The following is a 17,334-nucleotide window of genomic DNA, read 5'->3' on the forward strand; positions in this document are numbered from 1 at the left end:
TTAGCGGCAAACGCCGGGCGACGCCTCGAGCGCCAGAGTCGGTTTGGCGATGCGGCAACGGCCGTCGCGCAGTTGCACCGTCAACGCCGTTGGTGGCTGTTCGGCGCGCAGGTACAGCACGCTGGCCTGGCCGACAAAGCCTATCGACCGGCCGTTTTCATCCAGCACTTCGGCGCCGAACGGCAGCGGTGCGCCATCGGCGCGCTGCGCCCGCAGCTGGAATGGCTGACGTTGATCGGTTTCGAATTTCAGGTAGCTGACCGCGCCGTAGTAAGGCACGTGGTTGGCGACGTTGCCGCTGATTTCCGCCCCGCTGCTGTGGCCGGTATCCGACAGCGTGACCGAGTTTTGCCGGTATGGCGTGGCATAGGGCACCAGCGCCAGGCCCTGGGCGTTGGTCACGATGCTTTCGTCGCCGTTGACCATCAGCCCTTCGGCCTGCGGCGCCTCGACCACCGTCATGGTATTGCCGATTTCGTTCGACGTCAGCACATGCCAGGGGATCGCCACCAGACTGCCGCGAGCGCTGAGGCCGCTCTGGCGATAATCGTTGCCTTCGCTGTAGGAGACGCCAAGCGTCGAGACACGAGTGCGGTAGGCCGCATTGACGCCGGCCATGTTGTCGCCGCCGCTGCGATTGCTGCCGTTCAGCGAGTAGCTCAGACGGTTGGATTCCAGCGCATTGCCGCTCAGGCTGACCGTGCTTTGCTGATAGTGAGAGTCCGTCGCCGACAGGCCGGTGCTGAGGTAGGCGTTGTTGTCGAACACCGACAGCGGCAGGCTGAACGACAGGTAATAACGCGTCTCTTCCTCACGCTGGCTGTTGCGTACCCGGCTGGCGGAAACGGAGTAGCTGACGCGCCCCAGATTGTTGGAGTACCCCAGCTGGTATTCGCGGCTTTTCGCGTTGGTCGTCCAGTAATCGCGCTGGGAGCCGGAGAAGAACAGCGTGCCCCACCCTTCGTTAAGACGCTGGTTCAGGTTAAGCGTAAAGGTATTTTTCGGCCGGGCGGACCGTAGCGCATCCCAGGTGTTCATATCCAGTTCGGACAAACCCTCCTCGTCGCGCCAGCGGTCAAACTGCCGTTCCAGCTGGCGGTAACCGTCATTAGAGTAAATGGCGTCGGTAAAGCTGTAGTAACCGCGGGTGGAGTAACGGTAGGCCGCCAGCGTGAAGTTGGTCGCGGTGGCATCGAGAAATTTACTGTAGGCGATACGGAAGCTCTGCCCACTTTCACGGCGGTTTTTCAGGCGGGTATCGGCATGCGTCAGGTCGATGGACACCGCCCCTAACGGCAGGTTCCAGCCGCTGCCGAGCAGCCAGGCCTGATAGTCGTCGCTCAAAATGCTGCCGGCATAGCCGGTTACCAGGTTGTTGAAACCGTACTGCAGGGTGCCCTGCACAAAGCCGGGATCGTAATCGGTATTGCTTTCGTTCACCTTGCCGGCCAGCACGCTGTATTGGCTGACGCCCTGTTTCAACATGTTGGGTACGGCGGAAAACGGCACGCTGAACGACTGTTCACGCCCATCCGCCTCTTTGACCGTCACCCACAGATCGCCCGCCGAGCCGGTCGGCTGAATACTGTCGAGGGTAAAGGCGCCCGGCGGCACGTTTTCCTGGTAGATCACGTTGCCGTTCTGCACCACTTTCACCAGGGCGTTGGTTTGCGCCACGCCCCGCACGATCGGTGAAAAGCCCTGCTGCGAGTTGGGGCGCATGCTGATGTCCGACGCCAGCGCCACCCCGCGGATGCGCACCGAGTCGAACAGATCCCCCGGCGAATAAAAATCGCCGGCGGTCAGGTTGGATTTGATGTCGGCGAAGCCGCGCTGCAGGTAGCGCGTGTTGTTCTGCCAGTGGCTCCCCCGCCCGCTGCCGTGGCGAAAGCTGCTGCTGTCGCGAAATTGCCAGCCGGCCAGATTGATCCCGGATTCCAACCCGGTATAAAAATCGTCGTTGTTGCTGCGATTGCCGTCGCCGAGCGACTCGGCGTGGTAGTACGTCGCGTTGTAGGCCAGCGTCAATGCGGAGATGCCACGATTCCAGAAGGCCGGATCCACGTATCCCGCCTCCGACCGGTTGACCCGCGCCTGCGGCACCGTCAGCCGCAGGCTCAGCGCGCCGACGTCCATATCGAACCGGCCGCCCTGCACCAGCGTGGCGATCGACAGCGTCGTCTGGGGCGCCTGAGGCGTCGGCAATTGACTCAGATCGATGCCCAGCCGCTGCGCATCCTGGTAGTCGATTTGGATAGCGTCGCGTTGGGTGCCAAACAGCAGCGCATAGCGCCCTTTCCAGTCATGGTTGACATACACATCGATCTCCTGCCGGCCGGCAGGCATGTCATTATTGAGGTAAAAACGCGAGAGATCGGAATCGCGCGATTCGCCGGCCAACAGCGACGTATCGAACGTCACCGCCCAGGCCGTATCCGGCAACAAGAATGAAGAGGCGGTCAGCAGCGAGAGGACTTTTTTATTCAGCTTCATTGTTGTTCTTTCAGGTTAGTGTGCGGTGATGGCTTTAGACTTGTAAGCCCCCAGATCGTCGATATACATCAGGTCATAACGGGCGTTTTTGCTGACCGCTCGTTTGCTGGCGGCAAACTGGGTGGAAAACGGAGCGACCATCAGCGAATCAACCAGCAGATGCTTGTCCGCACCCTGGCCTATATTCGCTACCGTAATGAAATACGGGCTTTTATTGATGACGTTGAAGCCTTTGCCATTGGCTTGCAGCGTCAGTTCTTCCAACGCATTTTCCACGCCGCGGGTTAACGCCTGCGGGCGGTAGAACAGTTTGATGCGCGACTTGATCGCCAGCTGCAGCGTATTGGTGCCCTGCAGGTTTTCCGGCGTCGGCGGGATATCCAGCACGTTGAGGTAGAACACCGATTCACGATCCGCCGCCAACGCGGCGCCGACTTTCTGAATACGCAGCTGCTGCCCGCTGTTGCCGTTCACTTTCACCACCGGCGGCGACAGCAAAAACGGCACATTGGCGGTTTCCGGGGTGGAATTGATATCGCCGTCGTCGATCCAGGCCTGAACCAGTGAGGGGTCGGTACCGTTATTCAGCAATTGGACAATCACGTCCTTGTTGTTTGCCGGGTAGATCACCCGCGTGCCGTTAACCACCACATTGGCCTGCGCGCCAACGGAACCCAGCAACAGCGCCGCTATCATCATGTATTTTTTCATCGTTCCCCCGGGTGGCCAGGCCCTATCAAGGGCCTGGCTGTCAGCGCGATTACAGGTAAGAAATGGTGTAAGTCACGTTGGAGCTCAGAGCGCCCACTTTTGCCGCTTCGGCGTTGGTTTTGTAGTAGTACGCGTCCAGCGTCAGGGTTTCTGAATCCGGCGCCTCTTTGTCGCCCATGATGTCGGTGACATAAGGCACGTTCAGTTGGATCGGGGTGGAAGAACCGGTTTCCGCCAGAGAGAAGCCTACGTTTTTCGCGACGGAAGCGTCGTTCTCGTTGACCGAGTTGTTCAGCAAATATTTGCCGTCGGTGGAGATGTTATCCGCGGAGGAGAAGTAGATTTTCAGCGGGGTGCCCGCGGTACCGGCCGCCGGCGAACAGCCGGAGAAGGTCAACGAGAAGGACTTCTTGTTCTTGGTGATTGGCCCGACGGTGTTACCCGCGTCGGTCACCGAGATCGGGCTCAGTGCTACGGTGAAATCCGCGCTCTTGCCGCCGTTAATCGTACAGGTGGTGTCGGTAATGGCGCCGGTAAAGTTAATCACGCCACCGGCGGAATTGTCTTCAGCAAAAGCCACCGGCGCAGCGACCGCGGCCGCCATGATTGCAACAGAAAGCATCTTCTTCATCATGAGATAAAACTCCATAACAGTTTGGTTTGAGAGAATAAATAAAAAGCAGCCGCTGCTGGCGGGATGAAACAATCCCTCCCCGTAATACAGAGGCAAAAGGGTGAACACATTCCTGTTTTTATAAAATCAAGCCATCGCGTTATTCATCAGCCGATAATAAAAGCGACAAAATAACGAACTCCTAGATAACCGCCGAGAAACCGGATGAAATGTCCAATAAATTGTGCACCCGATTCTTCAATCCCATTTTGCGTAATGCACTGCATTTCTGCGTGCTGACCGTTTTTACGCTTTTATCAAGCATTCGGGATACCTGGGTCACCGTATAGCCGAAAGAAAGCAAATGAAGCGTTTCCACTTCACTTTCAGTCAGGCAACTTTTCGTATTGCGGGCCGCCCCACCCTCAACGTTTCCATTTAATGCAGAATGCTGCGCAATATTAGCCAGCAGCAAAGACAATTCCTTATTCATGTCGGGAACTCGCACTCTTTTATCGAGCACCACCACATCACGCGTGACAGAACGAAATAACAGACGACGCTTCTCTTCTGTCGTCAAAAAAATTTTCACGCCATGAATAGCAGACAATAACGCTGCCGCCATGCTGAAACGCAACAGGCTTTTTATCGCATCATCGACGATCAGAATATCGTGGCAATTTCGCCCCATGGCCAAAGGCAGATCGTCGTAGTAAGCAATAACGTGATCCTTATGAAAAATCCTTGGCGCCAATATCCTTTTCATCGCCTCTCTGAAAAAGATGTTTTCAGATACGATACCGATACTGAGCATACTTCCTCCATCCATGGCTAAAGACAACGGCGATGCCTTGCACTAAATACCTGCCGTTTTCTTGGAAAAATCGCATTGCCGTTTGGGAGCCATCAATAAGCGCCCGGCACATAAGCAGGCGCCGTAAAACACTAAGATAATTCTGCATCAAATCATTAACAACAGGAACATTATTTTTATTAACACAAATTTTAATTATTATAATCTAATAAATTAGATATTTTCAGAATTTAACTCTGTTAAGCATAATAAAAAGAGCAATGCACCATGCATTCTGTTCGTCGAAGAAATAAAAAACACCCTGAATTATTTATGTTTCCCTCCCAGAACCTTGACCTGACCGACGTTTCACTAAATACTAGCCGCGACCTGGAAGCCTATACCATTATAAAAACCTGAATACATGAAATATATTATCGACCTCTGCGTAATCTATGACGCAAATGCGTGTCGTCTCCAACTCATTGATAACGATGAGTCATCGATACGGATATCCAATCCGGCCTCGCGCCTGTTAATTGAAATGCTGACTCATCCGAATATCCCATTGAAACGTGAGGTATTGATAAAAAAGGTATGGGAAGAGTATGGTTTTTCAGGCTCATCGATCAGCCTCAATGTGGCCGTCAGTGAAATAAGGAAAGCGTTCAAACTGCTGGGGAGAGAAACCTCGCCGATAAAGACCTTGGCGAAAGTCGGTTTTTGCTTTACCGCCATGATTGATATTTACCCATCACCGCAGGCAACCGTTAACGAAACGCCCCCTTCTTCCGCCTCAGTGCCGCTTTCGTCTTTCCCGTCGGTTGCCGAATCACATAACACGCCGCCGCAGAAACAGGTAAATATTCGCGCTATTGCCGCTATCTGCGGCGCATTTATTCCGCTGTTGTTCGTCACGGCGTTCTATCCTGTTGAACCGCCTGATCAACCCAGAGAAAATTTAATCTCGTTAGGGAAAAAAGACCGCTGCACCTTGTATTCTCTGGATGCGGACAAGCATATTGATGACGAACTGGAAAAGCGCATGGTCAACCAGGCGCTAGAGGAGAGCGGTGTGGATTGTATAGCCAGTAAAGCGGACATCTATTTTTCCTCCGTAAAACACACGTTGACTTATAACACCTTCCTCGGTGTTTGTTATCTCGGCTCACAAGATCGATATACCCAGTGTGTTACCTACAAAATTCTCAACGGAAAATAAATGGCCGCATTGCTCAACCCCAAAATGCTGACTATCGGATTTTTGGCAGTGATTCTCTTCATTGTCCTGTTTCGCGTTTTAACCCCCGCCGCGCCTGTGCATATGAATTGCCAGGCCGATACGATCACTAAAAAACGATTAGCTTCAGGCGATGACCTGGAATTAAAAGTGACGGGCAGTTTATTCATCTATGACGAACATCATGCCATGATCGTGCAGCGTGGGGACATCACCGTGAGAGGCAAAACCTACAGCCTGGATAGGAAAATAAACTTTGATATAAAGAGGTTAGATGACGGGTTTTACATGACCACCCACCGAGAAATCAGCAAAACGCCCGACGACAACGCGCCGGATGAGCTGACCCAGGAAATCCCCATGATCTCTCTCGGCATTAAGAACGGCGTTTTTTCGATGCGTAAAGCTCGGCAAGATGCGTACATCGTTCATGGCGTGCTTTTCCCGGTAACGCTATGCCGTTAACCTGAGAACAGAATGCCATAGAGAGACAGCGAAGGATCGCAATGGGGCGCGCTTATGGCAAACACGCCCCAGATACCGATTGGGGAGGAAGGGCTATTTTACCGACATATCCGTACGGACGATGCCATGGTTTTTCATCACCTCATCCATGGTGAGGTTCTCATCATACGGCGTATCGTCCACCACGACGTCTTGCGGGCGCACATAAGGTTTGGTTGCGCGTTTGAACATCCACCACCACACGAATACCAGGAAAGCGCCGGACTTCAGAAAGATCATGGTCCATAGGGCGACTTGATACCAGTTCATCTCTGTCTCCATAAGAGCATTAAGCGAAATCGATAAGGCGGCGTTGTTTATCACCCCGGCGGTGCCTGACAGCAGCAGGCATCCGAGCAGCCAACCTTGATGACCGCATAATCTCACCGATGCGTGGCCCTTATCAATAGCCGATCGCGTTTCCTGCAAAAGCGCCTCGGTTTCTGCGCACGCAAAAGCAAAAACCCCGTGCTCAGAGAGCACGGGGTCAGAATGTATGGCGGAGGAGCAGAGATTCGAACTCTGGAACGGTTTCCCGTCGACGGTTTTCAAGACCGTTGCCTTCAGCCACTCGGCCACCCCTCCGCAACGACGCGCACTATAAACAGACCTCATTCGCTTGTAAAGCCCGGGCGCGTTCAACCGCGCGAAAAATCGGCGAAGACGCAGCAAACGGCGAACAAACGCGCGTCCGCTCCTCCCTGCTGTTGCAACAATGATAACTAAGGGTAAAGATTGGTAAACAAACTTTAATCAAGCGCTTGCGCTGCCTATCATCGGGATTATTTTGTGATGGCTTGATAAGAGAGAGCATTATGGACCGCATTGTCGTCTCATCTTCTTCGCGCGACTCGCTGCTCAGCACGCATAAAGTCCTGCGCAACACCTATTTCCTGTTATCCCTGACGCTGGCTTTCTCGGCGCTGACCGCGACCGCCAGCACGATGCTGGGGCTGCCGGCGCCGGGCTTGCTGCTGATGCTGGTTGGTTTCTACGGCCTGATGTTCCTGACCCATAAACTGGCCAACAGCCCGGCAGGCATTCTGGCGGCGTTTGCGCTGACCGGTTTCATGGGGTATGCCCTCGGCCCCATTCTCAGCTCGTTCCTGAACGCCGGCGCGGGCGATCTGATCATGCTGGCGCTGGGCGGCACCGCAGCGGTGTTCTTCTGCTGCTCGGCGTATGTGCTGACCACCCGTAAAGACATGTCATTCCTGTCCGGCATGATGATGGCAGGTTTTGTGGTACTGCTGGTGGCGGTGATCGCCAACCTGTTCCTGCAGATCCCTGCCCTGCACCTGGCCATCAGCGCGCTGTTCATCCTGTTCTCCGCCGGCGCGATCCTGTGGGAAACCAGCAACATCATTCACGGCGGCGAGACCAACTACATTCGCGCCACCGTTAGCCTGTACGTGTCGCTCTACAACATGTTCATCAGCCTGTTGAGCATTCTGGGCTTCGCCCGCAGCAACTGATCGCACGTTACACCAGCTTTCCAGGCCCCGCTCCGGCGGGGCTTTGTTTTTTGCGGCTGAAAAAATTTGCTAAACTGGCGGCCGTTCCGAATTATCCGTTATCGAGGCAGTATGTTGGAGTTTGAAGGTCAGGTTATCGACACTGACGCGCAGGGTTATCTGAAAAACAGCGCCGACTGGCATGAAGGGCTGGCGCCGCTGCTGGCCGCGCAGGAAGAGATCGTGCTCACCGAAGCACACTGGGAAGTGGTGCGCTTCGTGCGCGACTTCTATCAGGAATTTAATACCTCACCGGCTATCCGCATGCTGGTCAAAGCGATGGCGCAGAAATACGGCGAAGAAAAAGGCAACAGCCGCTATCTGTATCGCCTGTTCCCGAAAGGGCCGGCCAAACAAGCCACCAAAATCGCCGGATTGCCGAAACCGGTAAAATGCATTTGACCGCTCTGCCCGCAGCGCCGCTGCAGGCGAGCGTTTAATAACGAATGCCAAACCCGCTGTAATCAGCCAGGCCCTGCGGCTCCACCAGCACACGTTCGACACGCGCGCTGCGCGGGCCGCCCTGTTTCAACCACTCCAGCAGCTTGTCCACCTGCGCCTGTGTACCGCAGGCCACCACCTGAACACTGCCGTCATCGAGATTGCGCGCATAGCCTGTCACCCCCAACGCCTCGGCCTGCCGCTGGGTGGAATAGCGAAACCCAACCCCCTGCACTACGCCATACACATACGCAGCAATGCAAACTTGTGTCATAATCGCCCCCTTATTCAGTTTTCGTTATGGCATTGCCGTGCCTTTGCACCGCCGTGTCACTCTTTCTATCCTAGCTGGCAGCATTCTTAATTATGACCGTACGCCTGTTTCTCGCCAAAAGAAGCAAAATATATCATAAAACACTGTAAAATCATGATGTAACGATTCAATCCGATTAAATAACACACTACATTACACCACAAAAAACGACAATTTCAGTCACTATTAAACAATAACTTACGCGCGATAATGACTTCAGATTACCGGTAAATCATCCCACTCGCACGTTCGCATATCGTTCACGCAATACATCACCACGCCGAACACCTCGATCCCTTCTTCCGAGTCTTCGTTACCGAGCTCAGTTTCCCGGCCGGAGCCGTCGAGAAACTCAAGCGCGCGATACGGGTAAAGACGAAGCCGGCGCAGCACATGCGCGCCCTCCTCGGCGGCTACGATAATGCTGCCGTGCACCGGCGTCGCTGACGAATCAACAACGAGCAAAGCGTCGGCATGGATACCGACTGCCAGCGCCTGGCCAGCGGCGCGTAGCAGATAAGTGGCACTCGGTTTTGAAATGCAGATCTCGTCAAGGCTCAAGCGGCGTTCAACGTAGTCTGCTGCCGGGCTGGCAAATTTTGGCATCATTCCCATGGTGTTTACCTCACAACAAAATACTGTATACCCATACAGTATAATCATTCATGGGAGAGATAGAAAAGCGCCGAGTCGTATACTGGCGCTATGGCTATGATGACTCAGGAAAGAAAATTATTTGCAGGCTTCGTTCGCCGCCAGCAGCTCAAGCTCATAGCCGATGCGCTGATGACGTTCAGCACGCAATGCCCGCATCTGCATGTCGATGGGTGCACCAATCGGCAACTGGTCAACAGCGAACGCCGGGCGCGCAACGTCGGCCGTTTTGCATGGTACGGCCATCGGTACTTTCACTTCAACGTAGGACGGAGCTGGCGGCGCGCTCGAGCAGCCGGCCAATGCCAGGGCGGAAACAATGAACAGATTCTTCATTGCGCACGCTCCCGGCGCAGCTCAGCGTCGAAAGCGGCCGATGCGGCGGCGCACGCTTCGCCTGTGGTTCGCTCTGCCATAACCTCGTTTGCCCTCTCATAGTTGCTCTGCGCCTCCCTGCGAGCTTTTTCCTGTGCTGCCCTGGCCTTGGCTTCCATCTCTTCCTGTTTACGCTGTAGCGACGTTATGCCTGCGTTCTGGCTGGCGATCGTCGCTGCCTGTTGCTTGTTGCTGGCTTTGCATTGCGTCAGCGCGTCGTTGAGCCGTTCAATCGTTGGCTGGTAGTGACGCCCAGCCAACCAGGCGCCAGCGCCGACAACGGCAGCCAGCGCCAGCAGGATCACCACCGCAGACATTATTTTGCCAGGCATAGCGCGCGCTCCTTACCTGCTCTCGTCACCAAGCCGGGCAAAACTTTGCCAGCCGCGTACACCCAGCGAGGATACTGCTCACACGACTCGTCTACTTTTCCCTGACGCGATAACTGGAACAACGTAGATTTTTGAGCTGTGCCACAGCCGACACGGAATGTCAGGCTAACCGCCGCATCGAAAGCACCTTGTCGCAGCTTGTCGCCTGCTGCGTTTCGAATAACGCATTGCTCAGCCGCGATGATGTTCTTTTTCCAGTCTGCGGCGATCTGCTGATCGGTTTTGCGCGCTCCAGGTTTAACGCCGTGCGTATTGCCAACGCCATCCGTCCACACATCAGCGGGGCATTTGTACGGGTCTCGGCGGCATCCCTCGGCATTGCCGATCAGTTCTAGGCCGGCTCGGCTGGTTTTTACTTCTCCGCTCGACAACACCAGGCCGATGATTACCGCTACAGAACAGACGGCGCCGGCGGCACCGGTTTTATTCAGCTTGCTCATCGGCAACCCTCCCCATGCGTTCACGGCGGCGATCCTCGCGAATCTTGAAATAAAGGTTCATCAGCCAGGTGAGAAACGCGAAAAACAGGCCGCCAAGAACGCCTATGGCTGCCCACTGCTCTGGTGAATAACCATCAAGTAGCTGGGTAAACCAGAAGGCAGCGCCACCGCCAGAGGCGCCATAAGATAAACCAGTAGTGATTTTTTCCATTTTCATACCCCACCCCGCGGGGAATTATGGCGCGCCTAAAGAAGATTTCAGCGCGCGCTCGCCCTCATCAAGAGGATTGCCAACACCGCTATAGATGAAGTCAAAGGTCCGTTTCCATCCAGACGTAACGCCACCGACGGAAAACGTGTACCAGACAGTTGCACTTGTCCCAGCCATGCGCTCGAGTGCGATCACCTCATACGTAACGTCCGTTTCCTCGGTTCCGCCAGGGATTTCCAGCAACAAATCTGGGTATGACTTATTTACCTGAAGCTTTTTCCTGATAACGAATGACATTATTCCCCCTTAAACTATTGTCCCGTTGAATACGTAATAGGCGCCAAATCCAAACACACCATGCAGTAATGACCCGCTGGTCTGCGAACCTGTCCGCTTGTAAAAAGATTTCGCCTCAACTGTTGGAGCCAACTGTTGCGATAACAGCGTGGTGTTGAAGTTTTCATACTCAACACGCATTGAAACAAACTTACCCACCAAATCTGGGGGAAGGTTTGTATACGTATTTTCAGCAGGCAATATATAATCACCCGGAATAATTACCGAGTTTAGATTGCATGATGGCAACTGTGTAACAGCACCGAGTCGAACACCCATTACGGCGCCCCTCCTAAAATCACATTGTTGTAGTACGAATAACGCGGAATATTTACACTCCCGAAGTAACAGACAATTTCTGACTTAACCGATGGTGATGTTAATGTTAAGTCACCCGTACCATAGCTAATAATTCCGGTGAAACTTGCGGATGAAACATTACTAAAACCACAAACGCCATTAGGGTTTACATACATATTTGATAGCGTTATAGACGACTCGACTTCAACGTTTGACAATTTAAATCCGTATGCATAACTCATTGTCAACGATTTGATATTGCAGTTAGACATTTTTAGCGGGCAAAAACTTTCGTTACCGCCACTAAAACTGATATCTGTGAAAGTGCTGTTAGACGCCACCACGGTGCATGCAGTATTCCCTGCCGCTACCTTAATGCCGCCAGAGTTCGGGAATTTAATATTTTCAAGTATCGCGCCTGTGTAACGGCCGCCGTAATACACATCGTCATAACCCAGTTGATAACCATTGGCGCCGTCTGCATGCAGGTATCCGCCGCGCGCAGTAAATGGTCCGGCGGTATAGTCAAACCCTGGCTCGGAGTCCTGCCCCATGTACCTAACGCCAACGGTGCCAGCGGCAAGCCGCTTCTTGAAGCCACCATTAACCACAGCCGGGACGCCCGCCGCGCGATCAGTTTCGTGGTGGCTATTGATGATGTGGATCGGCGATGAGTCACCACTGACGATAACGTCAGCTACAGAATGATAATTGTCTTCGAAGTGGAAGTTTTCGATTCTGATGAAGTTGCTGTTATCGGAGCCTGTTGCAGAATATAGAATGTGCAGCGGGGCATAGGTTTGATATTTTATGTCAACATTCTTCGCGGATTGATAATCACCAATGTTAGGGCTCATACGGCCACACTGTAGCAAAACGCAATCGCGAAGTGCAGAATCCCACATCAGATCGCATATAATCCCGCCACCATAGGGCTGGTAGACGACGACTTTATTAACTTCGCTCTTTGGACCGTAGAAGCTATAGATGCCGTGGCATTTACCATGGCGACTATTATCTCGGTTAAGGACACGGATATTTAAGTCATCAACCTTAACCGTCCCAAACCACTGTTTCACTGGTACAGGAACGCGTCTCTCAGATAGATTTGTAGGCGCAGAATGTATTACGCCGAAATCACGCCATGTGTTATCGTTTTGGTCTGCGCATCCGTGGAAAACAATTTGTGTCCCTGTATACGGGTTAGTTAACCCGTCCTCATTCTTCTTGTAGACACCCTTAAGAATAAGTGGCCACGTCCCCTTATAAGTTCCATCCCCGTTATACAGGCCAAGCTCTGGATGGCGGGCGTGAATCAGGTCACCAATTGCAGGACCGCCGAAAAACGGCCTGTAAATATCGACAACTCCGCCAGGAAGCAGCACCTCAGGTGAAAATCCAAGGCGGAATACGTTCATCTGGGCTTGAAAATATGCCTCATCCCAATCGCCAAGCTTGTCGTAATAAAATTCAAGGTGCTGTGCATTGCTAAAAATATTAGTGAACTGGTGGCCAATGGTTGCAATTGGGTAAGTCTTTTCAATGTCAAAACCAACCAGCCCCGCCCCGCCGGTGCTGGCAAGTTTTAACGCAAGATCGGCAGTATCAGTCATCGAAAATACGGGGGTTGGTCTACCCTCTTCGGTATAGCCCTGGAGTGAATGACCACGCGTTTCAGCATCAGGCATCGCAGCTACGTTTTCAGGGAATCGCAATACCCGCTGAAGATTGGTTTTCCCTGTTTCATCAACGTAATTTTTGGTTGCCGCATCTGAACCATTAACCGGATTGCCGAGGTTTTCGATTCGGAACCCTTTTGCATTGAATGGGCCGCCAAGCAACGGGCGCGTCAGCGCAAGGCCAAGATAAATAAACGCCTGCTGAATGGCCATCCACAGCCGATCAAAATCCTTGTTTACGGTATCTGCCAGTAGATCGCCGTTGTTCTGGTAATCGGTCAGGCGATAGGTAGGGATCACGCGCTCAATCATAACGGTAACGCCATTCGCCGGCGGGGTCAGAAATGAAACATCGCCGCCATCCACGTTGCCAACGCCGGAAATCGTATAGCCGGAAGTGATCACTGAGCCATTGAGGGATACAGCCAAATCACCGGCATTCAGCAGGTAAAATTCGTATGGGAAAACAGTTGTCAGGCCGTTGGCCGTATAAATGTTGTATGGGGTCTGGTTAGGTACCGACATAAGGCAGCCTCGGTTTTAATAGTCCACTGCGACCTCATGATCGCCATCTGTTGGCTGCCAATCTTCCCGCCCCTGAGCGGTCGGTTTCCCGACCAATTTACCGATTCGCACCGGCGTTTCGCTGATAGCCCCCGCTCCTGAGTCGATAAAGTCGTCCGGCTGGTTGGTTACCGCCGGGTTGAAATCTCGCATTTGGTCGTAGGCCGGCCCGTCGAGAACGTCGCTATGTGCCCACAGGAAACGGGACGATAGCGGCGCCTCGAATGCGTCGAGGATGCGTTTTTGCTTGTTGGTTATGGTGAACTCTTCCCGCACCCCGCACCCCGTACCTTTCAGCGCCTGGCGGAGCAGCTTGCCGGCGAAGCTACCGGGTCCGTTTACTTCAACCACAACCTGCGGTATCTGGTACCGAATTACCAGCTCGCGGATCTGCACCACCTGGCCGCCGGTGATTTTGTCGCGCTCGTCGAACTCGGCAAGATCTCCGATCATCTCCTGACACACATGCCAGTACAGGTGCCCGCGTGCGTCGGTCAGCACCAGAGAAAAGGCGCTGGCATCCGCTTTCGCTTTGCCGGTGGCCACGTCCCACCAGGCGACGGCACCAACAATCTGCTGGCTGCCCAACCACATAGAGGCGGTACGGTTCGCGTACCGGATTTCGGGCTGCACGTTGTACTCGCGGATGCGGTCTGGATCCAGCCTAACCTCCGCGACAGGTTTACTGTGCAGCTGGTACTGGCTATCCCATTCGTTGACTGTGCGGCACTCTTTCCGGCGCAGCAGCAATTCATCATGATCGAAACGACCAGGCCACGCGCACCCGGCGTAAAAATCCACGACAGTTTCAGGTGGCGCAGCAAACTCTATGCCGCCATCAGTCAGACGGTAGTCTCGCCCTTCGATCAGTAACCTTGCAGCCTTGTGGATGCCGACAAAAACATATTCTGGGGCAAAAGGCAGGCGGTAGGTTTTCTTATTCGCGGATTTCGCCTCGACGCGGTACTCTTTCTCAAAAAGCTTTATCGTCAGGCAATCAGCCCCTTCTGCCTCTTTTTCGTCATACAGGCTATCGTGCGTGTGCGGGGTACCGATAAACAGCTTTCTACCGCCAGGGATCAGGATGTGGGTTTGCTCGCTGAGTCGATAGCGTAGCTTCTCCCGTGCTTCAGGTGTCTGAATATTCCCAGGAACCTCGACGTCATCATTCTGGCATTCGTTGGCGCGGGCGCCTGTCACGTTGGACAAAATGCCTTTAGCAAACATGCTGGCGTTACGCATATCCAGCGAGCCGTTAACCCACCATTGTTCGATTGTGCCGATGCCATCGGGCAGCATCCCTTTTGTCAGGGGATGATTACGCAAAACGTTCTGCGTATCTCGACTGGTCTTTCTGGCCGTCGTGTCGGACTCGGATTGGTGCAGGATTCGGTATTGCCGATCGCAGTAATAGCGCCAGGCGTTGTAAACCCCCAATATGGTTGATTTACCGAAGCCACGGAAACAACGAAGCACCGCGAGGTTTCCACGGTGTTCTAACCAGTGCGCGGCACGGTAATGGCAGTCGGGAACATCCCACCCCATCCGCTCCGCCCACATGATGAAAAAGGCGACGAACGAAATCATTTTTTCCGCTGCTGGATACGATCGAGAACTTCCTGCGCCGCGCGCTCAGCGGCGGATACCTGCTGCCCAAGGCGAAATGCTTCATCGTCCGGCTCGTCGCCGTCTTTCGGCGTGCCGCCTCGCGTGTGCATGCCGATCAGCGAATGTACCTTCACCAGCAGCGTGAGCGACGCCGCCGCGTTCTTCTTGCACCAGTAGCGATCGCCGCGCTCCTGCTTCGTGTGTTTGTCGAGTGGTTTGTCGGCGCCCGGCCAGGTATCCGGATCGGCTTCCTCGAGCACGACGTCGGTTAACTTGTCACTCAGCGCGGTAAGGCGGGTTTTGTAATCGTTGTGCATAAAAAAGCCCCATGGTTGTCATGGGGCTATGATGTGGCGGGTGGTTGGTCGGTTTCCTGACTATTCCCTTTTCTGTAGCTCCGAAAGCTCAATCTCTACCATTGAAAGTTTATCTTTTACCAAATCAACAAGATTCTGGCTGTTTTTGTCGCTTGTGTTTACTGAGTCAAGAATATGCTGGCAGTCTTCGATAACCTCTTTCAATCCCACCAGTGTTACAGACCTGTCTGAAAGATCGATTGATTTAATCATGACGTATATCTCACTGTTTTATTTGCATTAAAATTGAGTGATTAATTTTCCCCGTCTTTCAACTGGTGGGTTATTCGTTAGGATTCTAACCAAAGGCGCCGCGTCGTCTTCATGAATAACGACATAATGCGCTCGACGAGCTATGTCCATAAATGCAGGCAGGGTTGCGACGTGTTCATCATCGCGAACAAAACGCTGCCCCACCATCTCACCATTGCGGAATGTGGTAAGTATTCTGCCATTCATCGGTACGGCGTTAGGGTGGTGATCGTCAATCAGCAGGCAGTGGATATACTCTATCGCCTCCAGCATCTGCGATTGGCTCAGTTGATCGATATGCTGCACGCCAAAGCGCTGGTGAATCAGGCTGTACGCGTCGGGGTACATCATCCCCTTTTTGCCCACCAGCATATTAACTGCGTCGCGCAGTGGTGTGCGGCTGTAGGTGGTGGTCTGTTCAGGTGGCATTTCATTTGTTACAGCACCAATCTCCTGATCGAGAATATCCAACACCCATTTGCGGAATTCTTTAGCTAATTTGGTACGGGCGAACATGCCTATCAGGTGAGCGCCACGCAGAGAAAAAATACGGCTACGGCACTTGAGATTCCCCGAGGTATTCGATTCGACTATCTCGGTCATGCCTGATGTAAATTCATCGGTATTCGTATTGTAGATGTGGGTGATAGCATTAGTTTTCGCATAACCGAGAGCCTTGGCGATATCTTTGCTGGATAGCCAGATTTGATTATTGCGCGTGATTGCGGAAAATTGATGATCGTGAAAAGAAAGTTGAGTTGCCATAGCGACACCCTCTTGTGGTTTCTTGAGTTTTTTCACCACCGTCGAGACCAATCAACTGGTGGTGAACTGTGCAGGGTTGGTCTACCGGAGAAACCACCCGGCGCGCCGAAGCGCCCCCACACAGCCCACCATAGAGATGTAACTATGCGAGCAACAATAAAAAACACGCTCGCGGCGTGTCTATTGTCGCGGTTTCAGTTCCGGGAGACCAATCCCGGCAGCGGATTTTGCCGCTGCCTTGTGACTATACGATAGTGAAAGGATTGAGGCAAGCGAAGCGTGTCGCGTCACGGCTTGGATTTGTTGATAGGAAACTGATTTTATAAATAGTAACATGCGCAATATTATTACATTCTGAGTAGCAGAAATGAAAAAAATTTCACTATCGATTGCAACCATCATATTCACATTACTACCATCAATATCACATGCTGAGTTTACTGTGGCTATGTATAAGGAGCTGAAACACTTAACCACATCATCTGATGCAGAGGGCGCTAAAAGAGCAAAGGATATGATTAGCACATATCTAATGGGCGTTGCTTCTGGGGTTAATGAAATTAGCCAATTCCAAAAAGCAAAAAATGACACGGAAATCCCATACTGCCTACCAAAAGGGACAAGGCTTACTCCAAACTTTGCTGAGCATGTCGTGGACAGTCTACTGTCTGATAAAGATGTAAACCTAAATAACGTAGAATCCATGGGTATATCAAGAGTCTACGTTATCGGTATACTGCGTTATTATAAGTGCCCTAAGTTACTATAGGTGTCACGGGA

23 protein-coding genes and 1 tRNA gene are annotated in these 17,334 nt (G+C 52.9%); 5 read left to right on the forward strand and 19 right to left on the reverse strand.

Annotated elements, in window-relative coordinates:
- From ACJ8HB_RS02170 to ACJ8HB_RS02185, 4 genes are all read right to left on the reverse strand, one after another.
- Entirely contained in the window at positions 1-2,493 is a 2,493-nt protein-coding gene (locus ACJ8HB_RS02170) for a fimbria/pilus outer membrane usher protein (protein ID WP_047568170.1), read from the reverse strand.
- Positions 2,494-2,508: 15 nt separating this feature from the next.
- Entirely contained in the window at positions 2,509-3,204 is a 696-nt protein-coding gene (locus ACJ8HB_RS02175) for a fimbrial biogenesis chaperone (RefSeq protein WP_033637911.1), read from the reverse strand.
- A 49-nt stretch (positions 3,205-3,253) separates the two neighbouring features.
- The gene (locus ACJ8HB_RS02180) at positions 3,254-3,838 is read right to left on the reverse strand and encodes a fimbrial protein (RefSeq protein ID WP_033637910.1); all 585 of its coding nucleotides are present in this window, start codon (positions 3,836-3,838) and stop codon (positions 3,254-3,256) included.
- A 181-nt stretch (positions 3,839-4,019) separates the two neighbouring features.
- Positions 4,020-4,631 carry a response regulator transcription factor gene (locus ACJ8HB_RS02185; protein ID WP_033654213.1) on the reverse strand — a complete coding sequence of 204 codons (612 nt, stop codon included), beginning with the start codon at positions 4,629-4,631 and terminating at the stop codon, positions 4,020-4,022.
- Positions 4,632-5,034: 403 nt separating this feature from the next.
- On the opposite strand from ACJ8HB_RS02185, the gene ACJ8HB_RS02190 reads away from it, so the two are divergent.
- Together ACJ8HB_RS02190 and ACJ8HB_RS02195 are read left to right on the forward strand one after the other, a co-directional pair.
- Positions 5,035-5,832 carry a winged helix-turn-helix domain-containing protein gene (locus ACJ8HB_RS02190; RefSeq protein ID WP_052133445.1) on the forward strand — a complete coding sequence of 266 codons (798 nt, stop codon included), beginning with the start codon at positions 5,035-5,037 and terminating at the stop codon, positions 5,830-5,832.
- On the forward strand, positions 5,833-6,315 hold the full coding sequence (locus ACJ8HB_RS02195) for a hypothetical protein (protein WP_033646562.1): 483 nt from the start codon (positions 5,833-5,835) through the stop codon (positions 6,313-6,315).
- Between the two features lie 93 nt (positions 6,316-6,408).
- Here ACJ8HB_RS02195 and ACJ8HB_RS02200 read toward each other — a convergent pair whose 3' ends face one another.
- A complete protein-coding gene (locus tag ACJ8HB_RS02200; protein ID WP_047568173.1) occupies positions 6,409-6,624 on the reverse strand; it encodes a hypothetical protein in 216 nt (71 codons plus the stop codon).
- Positions 6,625-6,851: 227 nt separating this feature from the next.
- Positions 6,852-6,939: transfer RNA gene (locus ACJ8HB_RS02205), tRNA-Ser, on the reverse strand.
- A gap of 230 nt (positions 6,940-7,169) precedes the next feature.
- Here ACJ8HB_RS02205 and yccA point away from each other — a divergent pair.
- Together yccA and tusE are read left to right on the forward strand one after the other, a co-directional pair.
- Positions 7,170-7,829, forward strand: a complete 660-nt coding sequence (gene yccA / locus ACJ8HB_RS02210; RefSeq protein ID WP_004928091.1) for an FtsH protease modulator YccA — start codon at positions 7,170-7,172, stop codon at positions 7,827-7,829.
- 111 nt (positions 7,830-7,940) lie between these two features.
- Positions 7,941-8,270 (forward strand): sulfurtransferase TusE, encoded by a 330-nt coding sequence (gene tusE, locus ACJ8HB_RS02215; protein ID WP_004928095.1) that lies wholly within the window; start codon positions 7,941-7,943, stop codon positions 8,268-8,270.
- Between the two features lie 34 nt (positions 8,271-8,304).
- On the opposite strand, the gene yccX is transcribed toward tusE, so the two are convergent.
- From yccX to ACJ8HB_RS02280, 13 genes are all read right to left on the reverse strand, one after another.
- Positions 8,305-8,583, reverse strand: coding sequence for an acylphosphatase (yccX, locus tag ACJ8HB_RS02220; protein ID WP_033646563.1), 279 nt, complete (start codon positions 8,581-8,583; stop codon positions 8,305-8,307).
- A gap of 255 nt (positions 8,584-8,838) precedes the next feature.
- On the reverse strand, positions 8,839-9,237 hold the full coding sequence (locus tag ACJ8HB_RS02225) for a HumD family translesion DNA polymerase (RefSeq protein ID WP_094859813.1): 399 nt from the start codon (positions 9,235-9,237) through the stop codon (positions 8,839-8,841).
- Between the two features lie 117 nt (positions 9,238-9,354).
- A complete protein-coding gene (locus ACJ8HB_RS02230) occupies positions 9,355-9,612 on the reverse strand; it encodes a hypothetical protein (RefSeq protein WP_094859780.1) in 258 nt (85 codons plus the stop codon).
- A complete protein-coding gene (locus ACJ8HB_RS02235) occupies positions 9,609-9,983 on the reverse strand; it encodes a hypothetical protein (protein WP_094859779.1) in 375 nt (124 codons plus the stop codon). The genes ACJ8HB_RS02230 and ACJ8HB_RS02235 overlap by 4 nt, the downstream gene beginning before the upstream one ends.
- Entirely contained in the window at positions 9,968-10,483 is a 516-nt protein-coding gene (locus tag ACJ8HB_RS02240; protein WP_047568179.1) for a lysozyme, read from the reverse strand. Before ACJ8HB_RS02240 ends, ACJ8HB_RS02235 begins: the two co-directional genes overlap by 16 nt.
- Positions 10,467-10,700, reverse strand: a complete 234-nt coding sequence (locus ACJ8HB_RS02245) for a class II holin family protein (protein ID WP_047568181.1) — start codon at positions 10,698-10,700, stop codon at positions 10,467-10,469. The genes ACJ8HB_RS02240 and ACJ8HB_RS02245 overlap by 17 nt, the downstream gene beginning before the upstream one ends.
- An 18-nt stretch (positions 10,701-10,718) precedes the next feature.
- A complete protein-coding gene (locus ACJ8HB_RS02250; protein WP_094859778.1) occupies positions 10,719-10,991 on the reverse strand; it encodes a hypothetical protein in 273 nt (90 codons plus the stop codon).
- 9 nt (positions 10,992-11,000) lie between these two features.
- A complete protein-coding gene (locus tag ACJ8HB_RS02255; RefSeq protein WP_141240903.1) occupies positions 11,001-11,309 on the reverse strand; it encodes a hypothetical protein in 309 nt (102 codons plus the stop codon).
- The gene (locus tag ACJ8HB_RS02260; RefSeq protein ID WP_094859777.1) at positions 11,309-13,534 is read right to left on the reverse strand and encodes a phage tail fiber domain-containing protein; all 2,226 of its coding nucleotides are present in this window, start codon (positions 13,532-13,534) and stop codon (positions 11,309-11,311) included. The genes ACJ8HB_RS02255 and ACJ8HB_RS02260 overlap by 1 nt, the downstream gene beginning before the upstream one ends.
- A 15-nt stretch (positions 13,535-13,549) precedes the next feature.
- Positions 13,550-15,160, reverse strand: coding sequence for a phage terminase large subunit (gene terL, locus ACJ8HB_RS02265; protein ID WP_094859776.1), 1,611 nt, complete (start codon positions 15,158-15,160; stop codon positions 13,550-13,552).
- On the reverse strand, positions 15,157-15,498 hold the full coding sequence (locus ACJ8HB_RS02270) for a hypothetical protein (RefSeq protein ID WP_019456267.1): 342 nt from the start codon (positions 15,496-15,498) through the stop codon (positions 15,157-15,159). Before ACJ8HB_RS02270 ends, terL begins: the two co-directional genes overlap by 4 nt.
- Positions 15,499-15,558: 60 nt before the next feature.
- Positions 15,559-15,750 carry a hypothetical protein gene (locus tag ACJ8HB_RS02275; RefSeq protein WP_094859775.1) on the reverse strand — a complete coding sequence of 64 codons (192 nt, stop codon included), beginning with the start codon at positions 15,748-15,750 and terminating at the stop codon, positions 15,559-15,561.
- A 27-nt stretch (positions 15,751-15,777) separates the two neighbouring features.
- Positions 15,778-16,554 carry a BRO-N domain-containing protein gene (locus ACJ8HB_RS02280; protein ID WP_094859774.1) on the reverse strand — a complete coding sequence of 259 codons (777 nt, stop codon included), beginning with the start codon at positions 16,552-16,554 and terminating at the stop codon, positions 15,778-15,780.
- Between the two features lie 367 nt (positions 16,555-16,921).
- Here ACJ8HB_RS02280 and ACJ8HB_RS02285 point away from each other — a divergent pair, with 367 nt between their 5' ends.
- Entirely contained in the window at positions 16,922-17,323 is a 402-nt protein-coding gene (locus ACJ8HB_RS02285; protein WP_141240902.1) for a hypothetical protein, read from the forward strand.
- Positions 17,324-17,334 lie beyond the last annotated feature (11 nt).

The sequence above is a fragment of the Serratia sp. CY27727 genome, assembly GCF_052169275.1.
Lineage (GTDB): Bacteria > Pseudomonadota > Gammaproteobacteria > Enterobacterales > Enterobacteriaceae > Serratia > Serratia sarumanii.

Coding starts and splice junctions, on each gene's coding strand:
- ACJ8HB_RS02170 (WP_047568170.1), bottom strand. CDS start 2,493: ATGAAGCTGAATAAAAAAGTCCTCTCGCTGCTGACCGCCTCTTCATTC.
- ACJ8HB_RS02175 (WP_033637911.1), bottom strand. CDS start 3,204: ATGAAAAAATACATGATGATAGCGGCGCTGTTGCTGGGTTCCGTTGGC.
- ACJ8HB_RS02180 (WP_033637910.1), bottom strand. CDS start 3,838: ATGATGAAGAAGATGCTTTCTGTTGCAATCATGGCGGCCGCGGTCGCT.
- ACJ8HB_RS02185 (WP_033654213.1), bottom strand. CDS start 4,631: ATGCTCAGTATCGGTATCGTATCTGAAAACATCTTTTTCAGAGAGGCG.
- ACJ8HB_RS02190 (WP_052133445.1), top strand. CDS start 5,035: ATGAAATATATTATCGACCTCTGCGTAATCTATGACGCAAATGCGTGT.
- ACJ8HB_RS02195 (WP_033646562.1), top strand. CDS start 5,833: ATGGCCGCATTGCTCAACCCCAAAATGCTGACTATCGGATTTTTGGCA.
- ACJ8HB_RS02200 (WP_047568173.1), bottom strand. CDS start 6,624: ATGAACTGGTATCAAGTCGCCCTATGGACCATGATCTTTCTGAAGTCC.
- yccA (WP_004928091.1), top strand. CDS start 7,170: ATGGACCGCATTGTCGTCTCATCTTCTTCGCGCGACTCGCTGCTCAGC.
- tusE (WP_004928095.1), top strand. CDS start 7,941: ATGTTGGAGTTTGAAGGTCAGGTTATCGACACTGACGCGCAGGGTTAT.
- yccX (WP_033646563.1), bottom strand. CDS start 8,583: ATGACACAAGTTTGCATTGCTGCGTATGTGTATGGCGTAGTGCAGGGG.
- ACJ8HB_RS02225 (WP_094859813.1), bottom strand. CDS start 9,237: ATGGGAATGATGCCAAAATTTGCCAGCCCGGCAGCAGACTACGTTGAA.
- ACJ8HB_RS02230 (WP_094859780.1), bottom strand. CDS start 9,612: ATGAAGAATCTGTTCATTGTTTCCGCCCTGGCATTGGCCGGCTGCTCG.
- ACJ8HB_RS02235 (WP_094859779.1), bottom strand. CDS start 9,983: ATGCCTGGCAAAATAATGTCTGCGGTGGTGATCCTGCTGGCGCTGGCT.
- ACJ8HB_RS02240 (WP_047568179.1), bottom strand. CDS start 10,483: ATGAGCAAGCTGAATAAAACCGGTGCCGCCGGCGCCGTCTGTTCTGTA.
- ACJ8HB_RS02245 (WP_047568181.1), bottom strand. CDS start 10,700: ATGAAAATGGAAAAAATCACTACTGGTTTATCTTATGGCGCCTCTGGC.
- ACJ8HB_RS02250 (WP_094859778.1), bottom strand. CDS start 10,991: ATGTCATTCGTTATCAGGAAAAAGCTTCAGGTAAATAAGTCATACCCA.
- ACJ8HB_RS02255 (WP_141240903.1), bottom strand. CDS start 11,309: ATGGGTGTTCGACTCGGTGCTGTTACACAGTTGCCATCATGCAATCTA.
- ACJ8HB_RS02260 (WP_094859777.1), bottom strand. CDS start 13,534: ATGTCGGTACCTAACCAGACCCCATACAACATTTATACGGCCAACGGC.
- terL (WP_094859776.1), bottom strand. CDS start 15,160: ATGATTTCGTTCGTCGCCTTTTTCATCATGTGGGCGGAGCGGATGGGG.
- ACJ8HB_RS02270 (WP_019456267.1), bottom strand. CDS start 15,498: ATGCACAACGATTACAAAACCCGCCTTACCGCGCTGAGTGACAAGTTA.
- ACJ8HB_RS02275 (WP_094859775.1), bottom strand. CDS start 15,750: ATGATTAAATCAATCGATCTTTCAGACAGGTCTGTAACACTGGTGGGA.
- ACJ8HB_RS02280 (WP_094859774.1), bottom strand. CDS start 16,554: ATGGCAACTCAACTTTCTTTTCACGATCATCAATTTTCCGCAATCACG.
- ACJ8HB_RS02285 (WP_141240902.1), top strand. CDS start 16,922: ATGAAAAAAATTTCACTATCGATTGCAACCATCATATTCACATTACTA.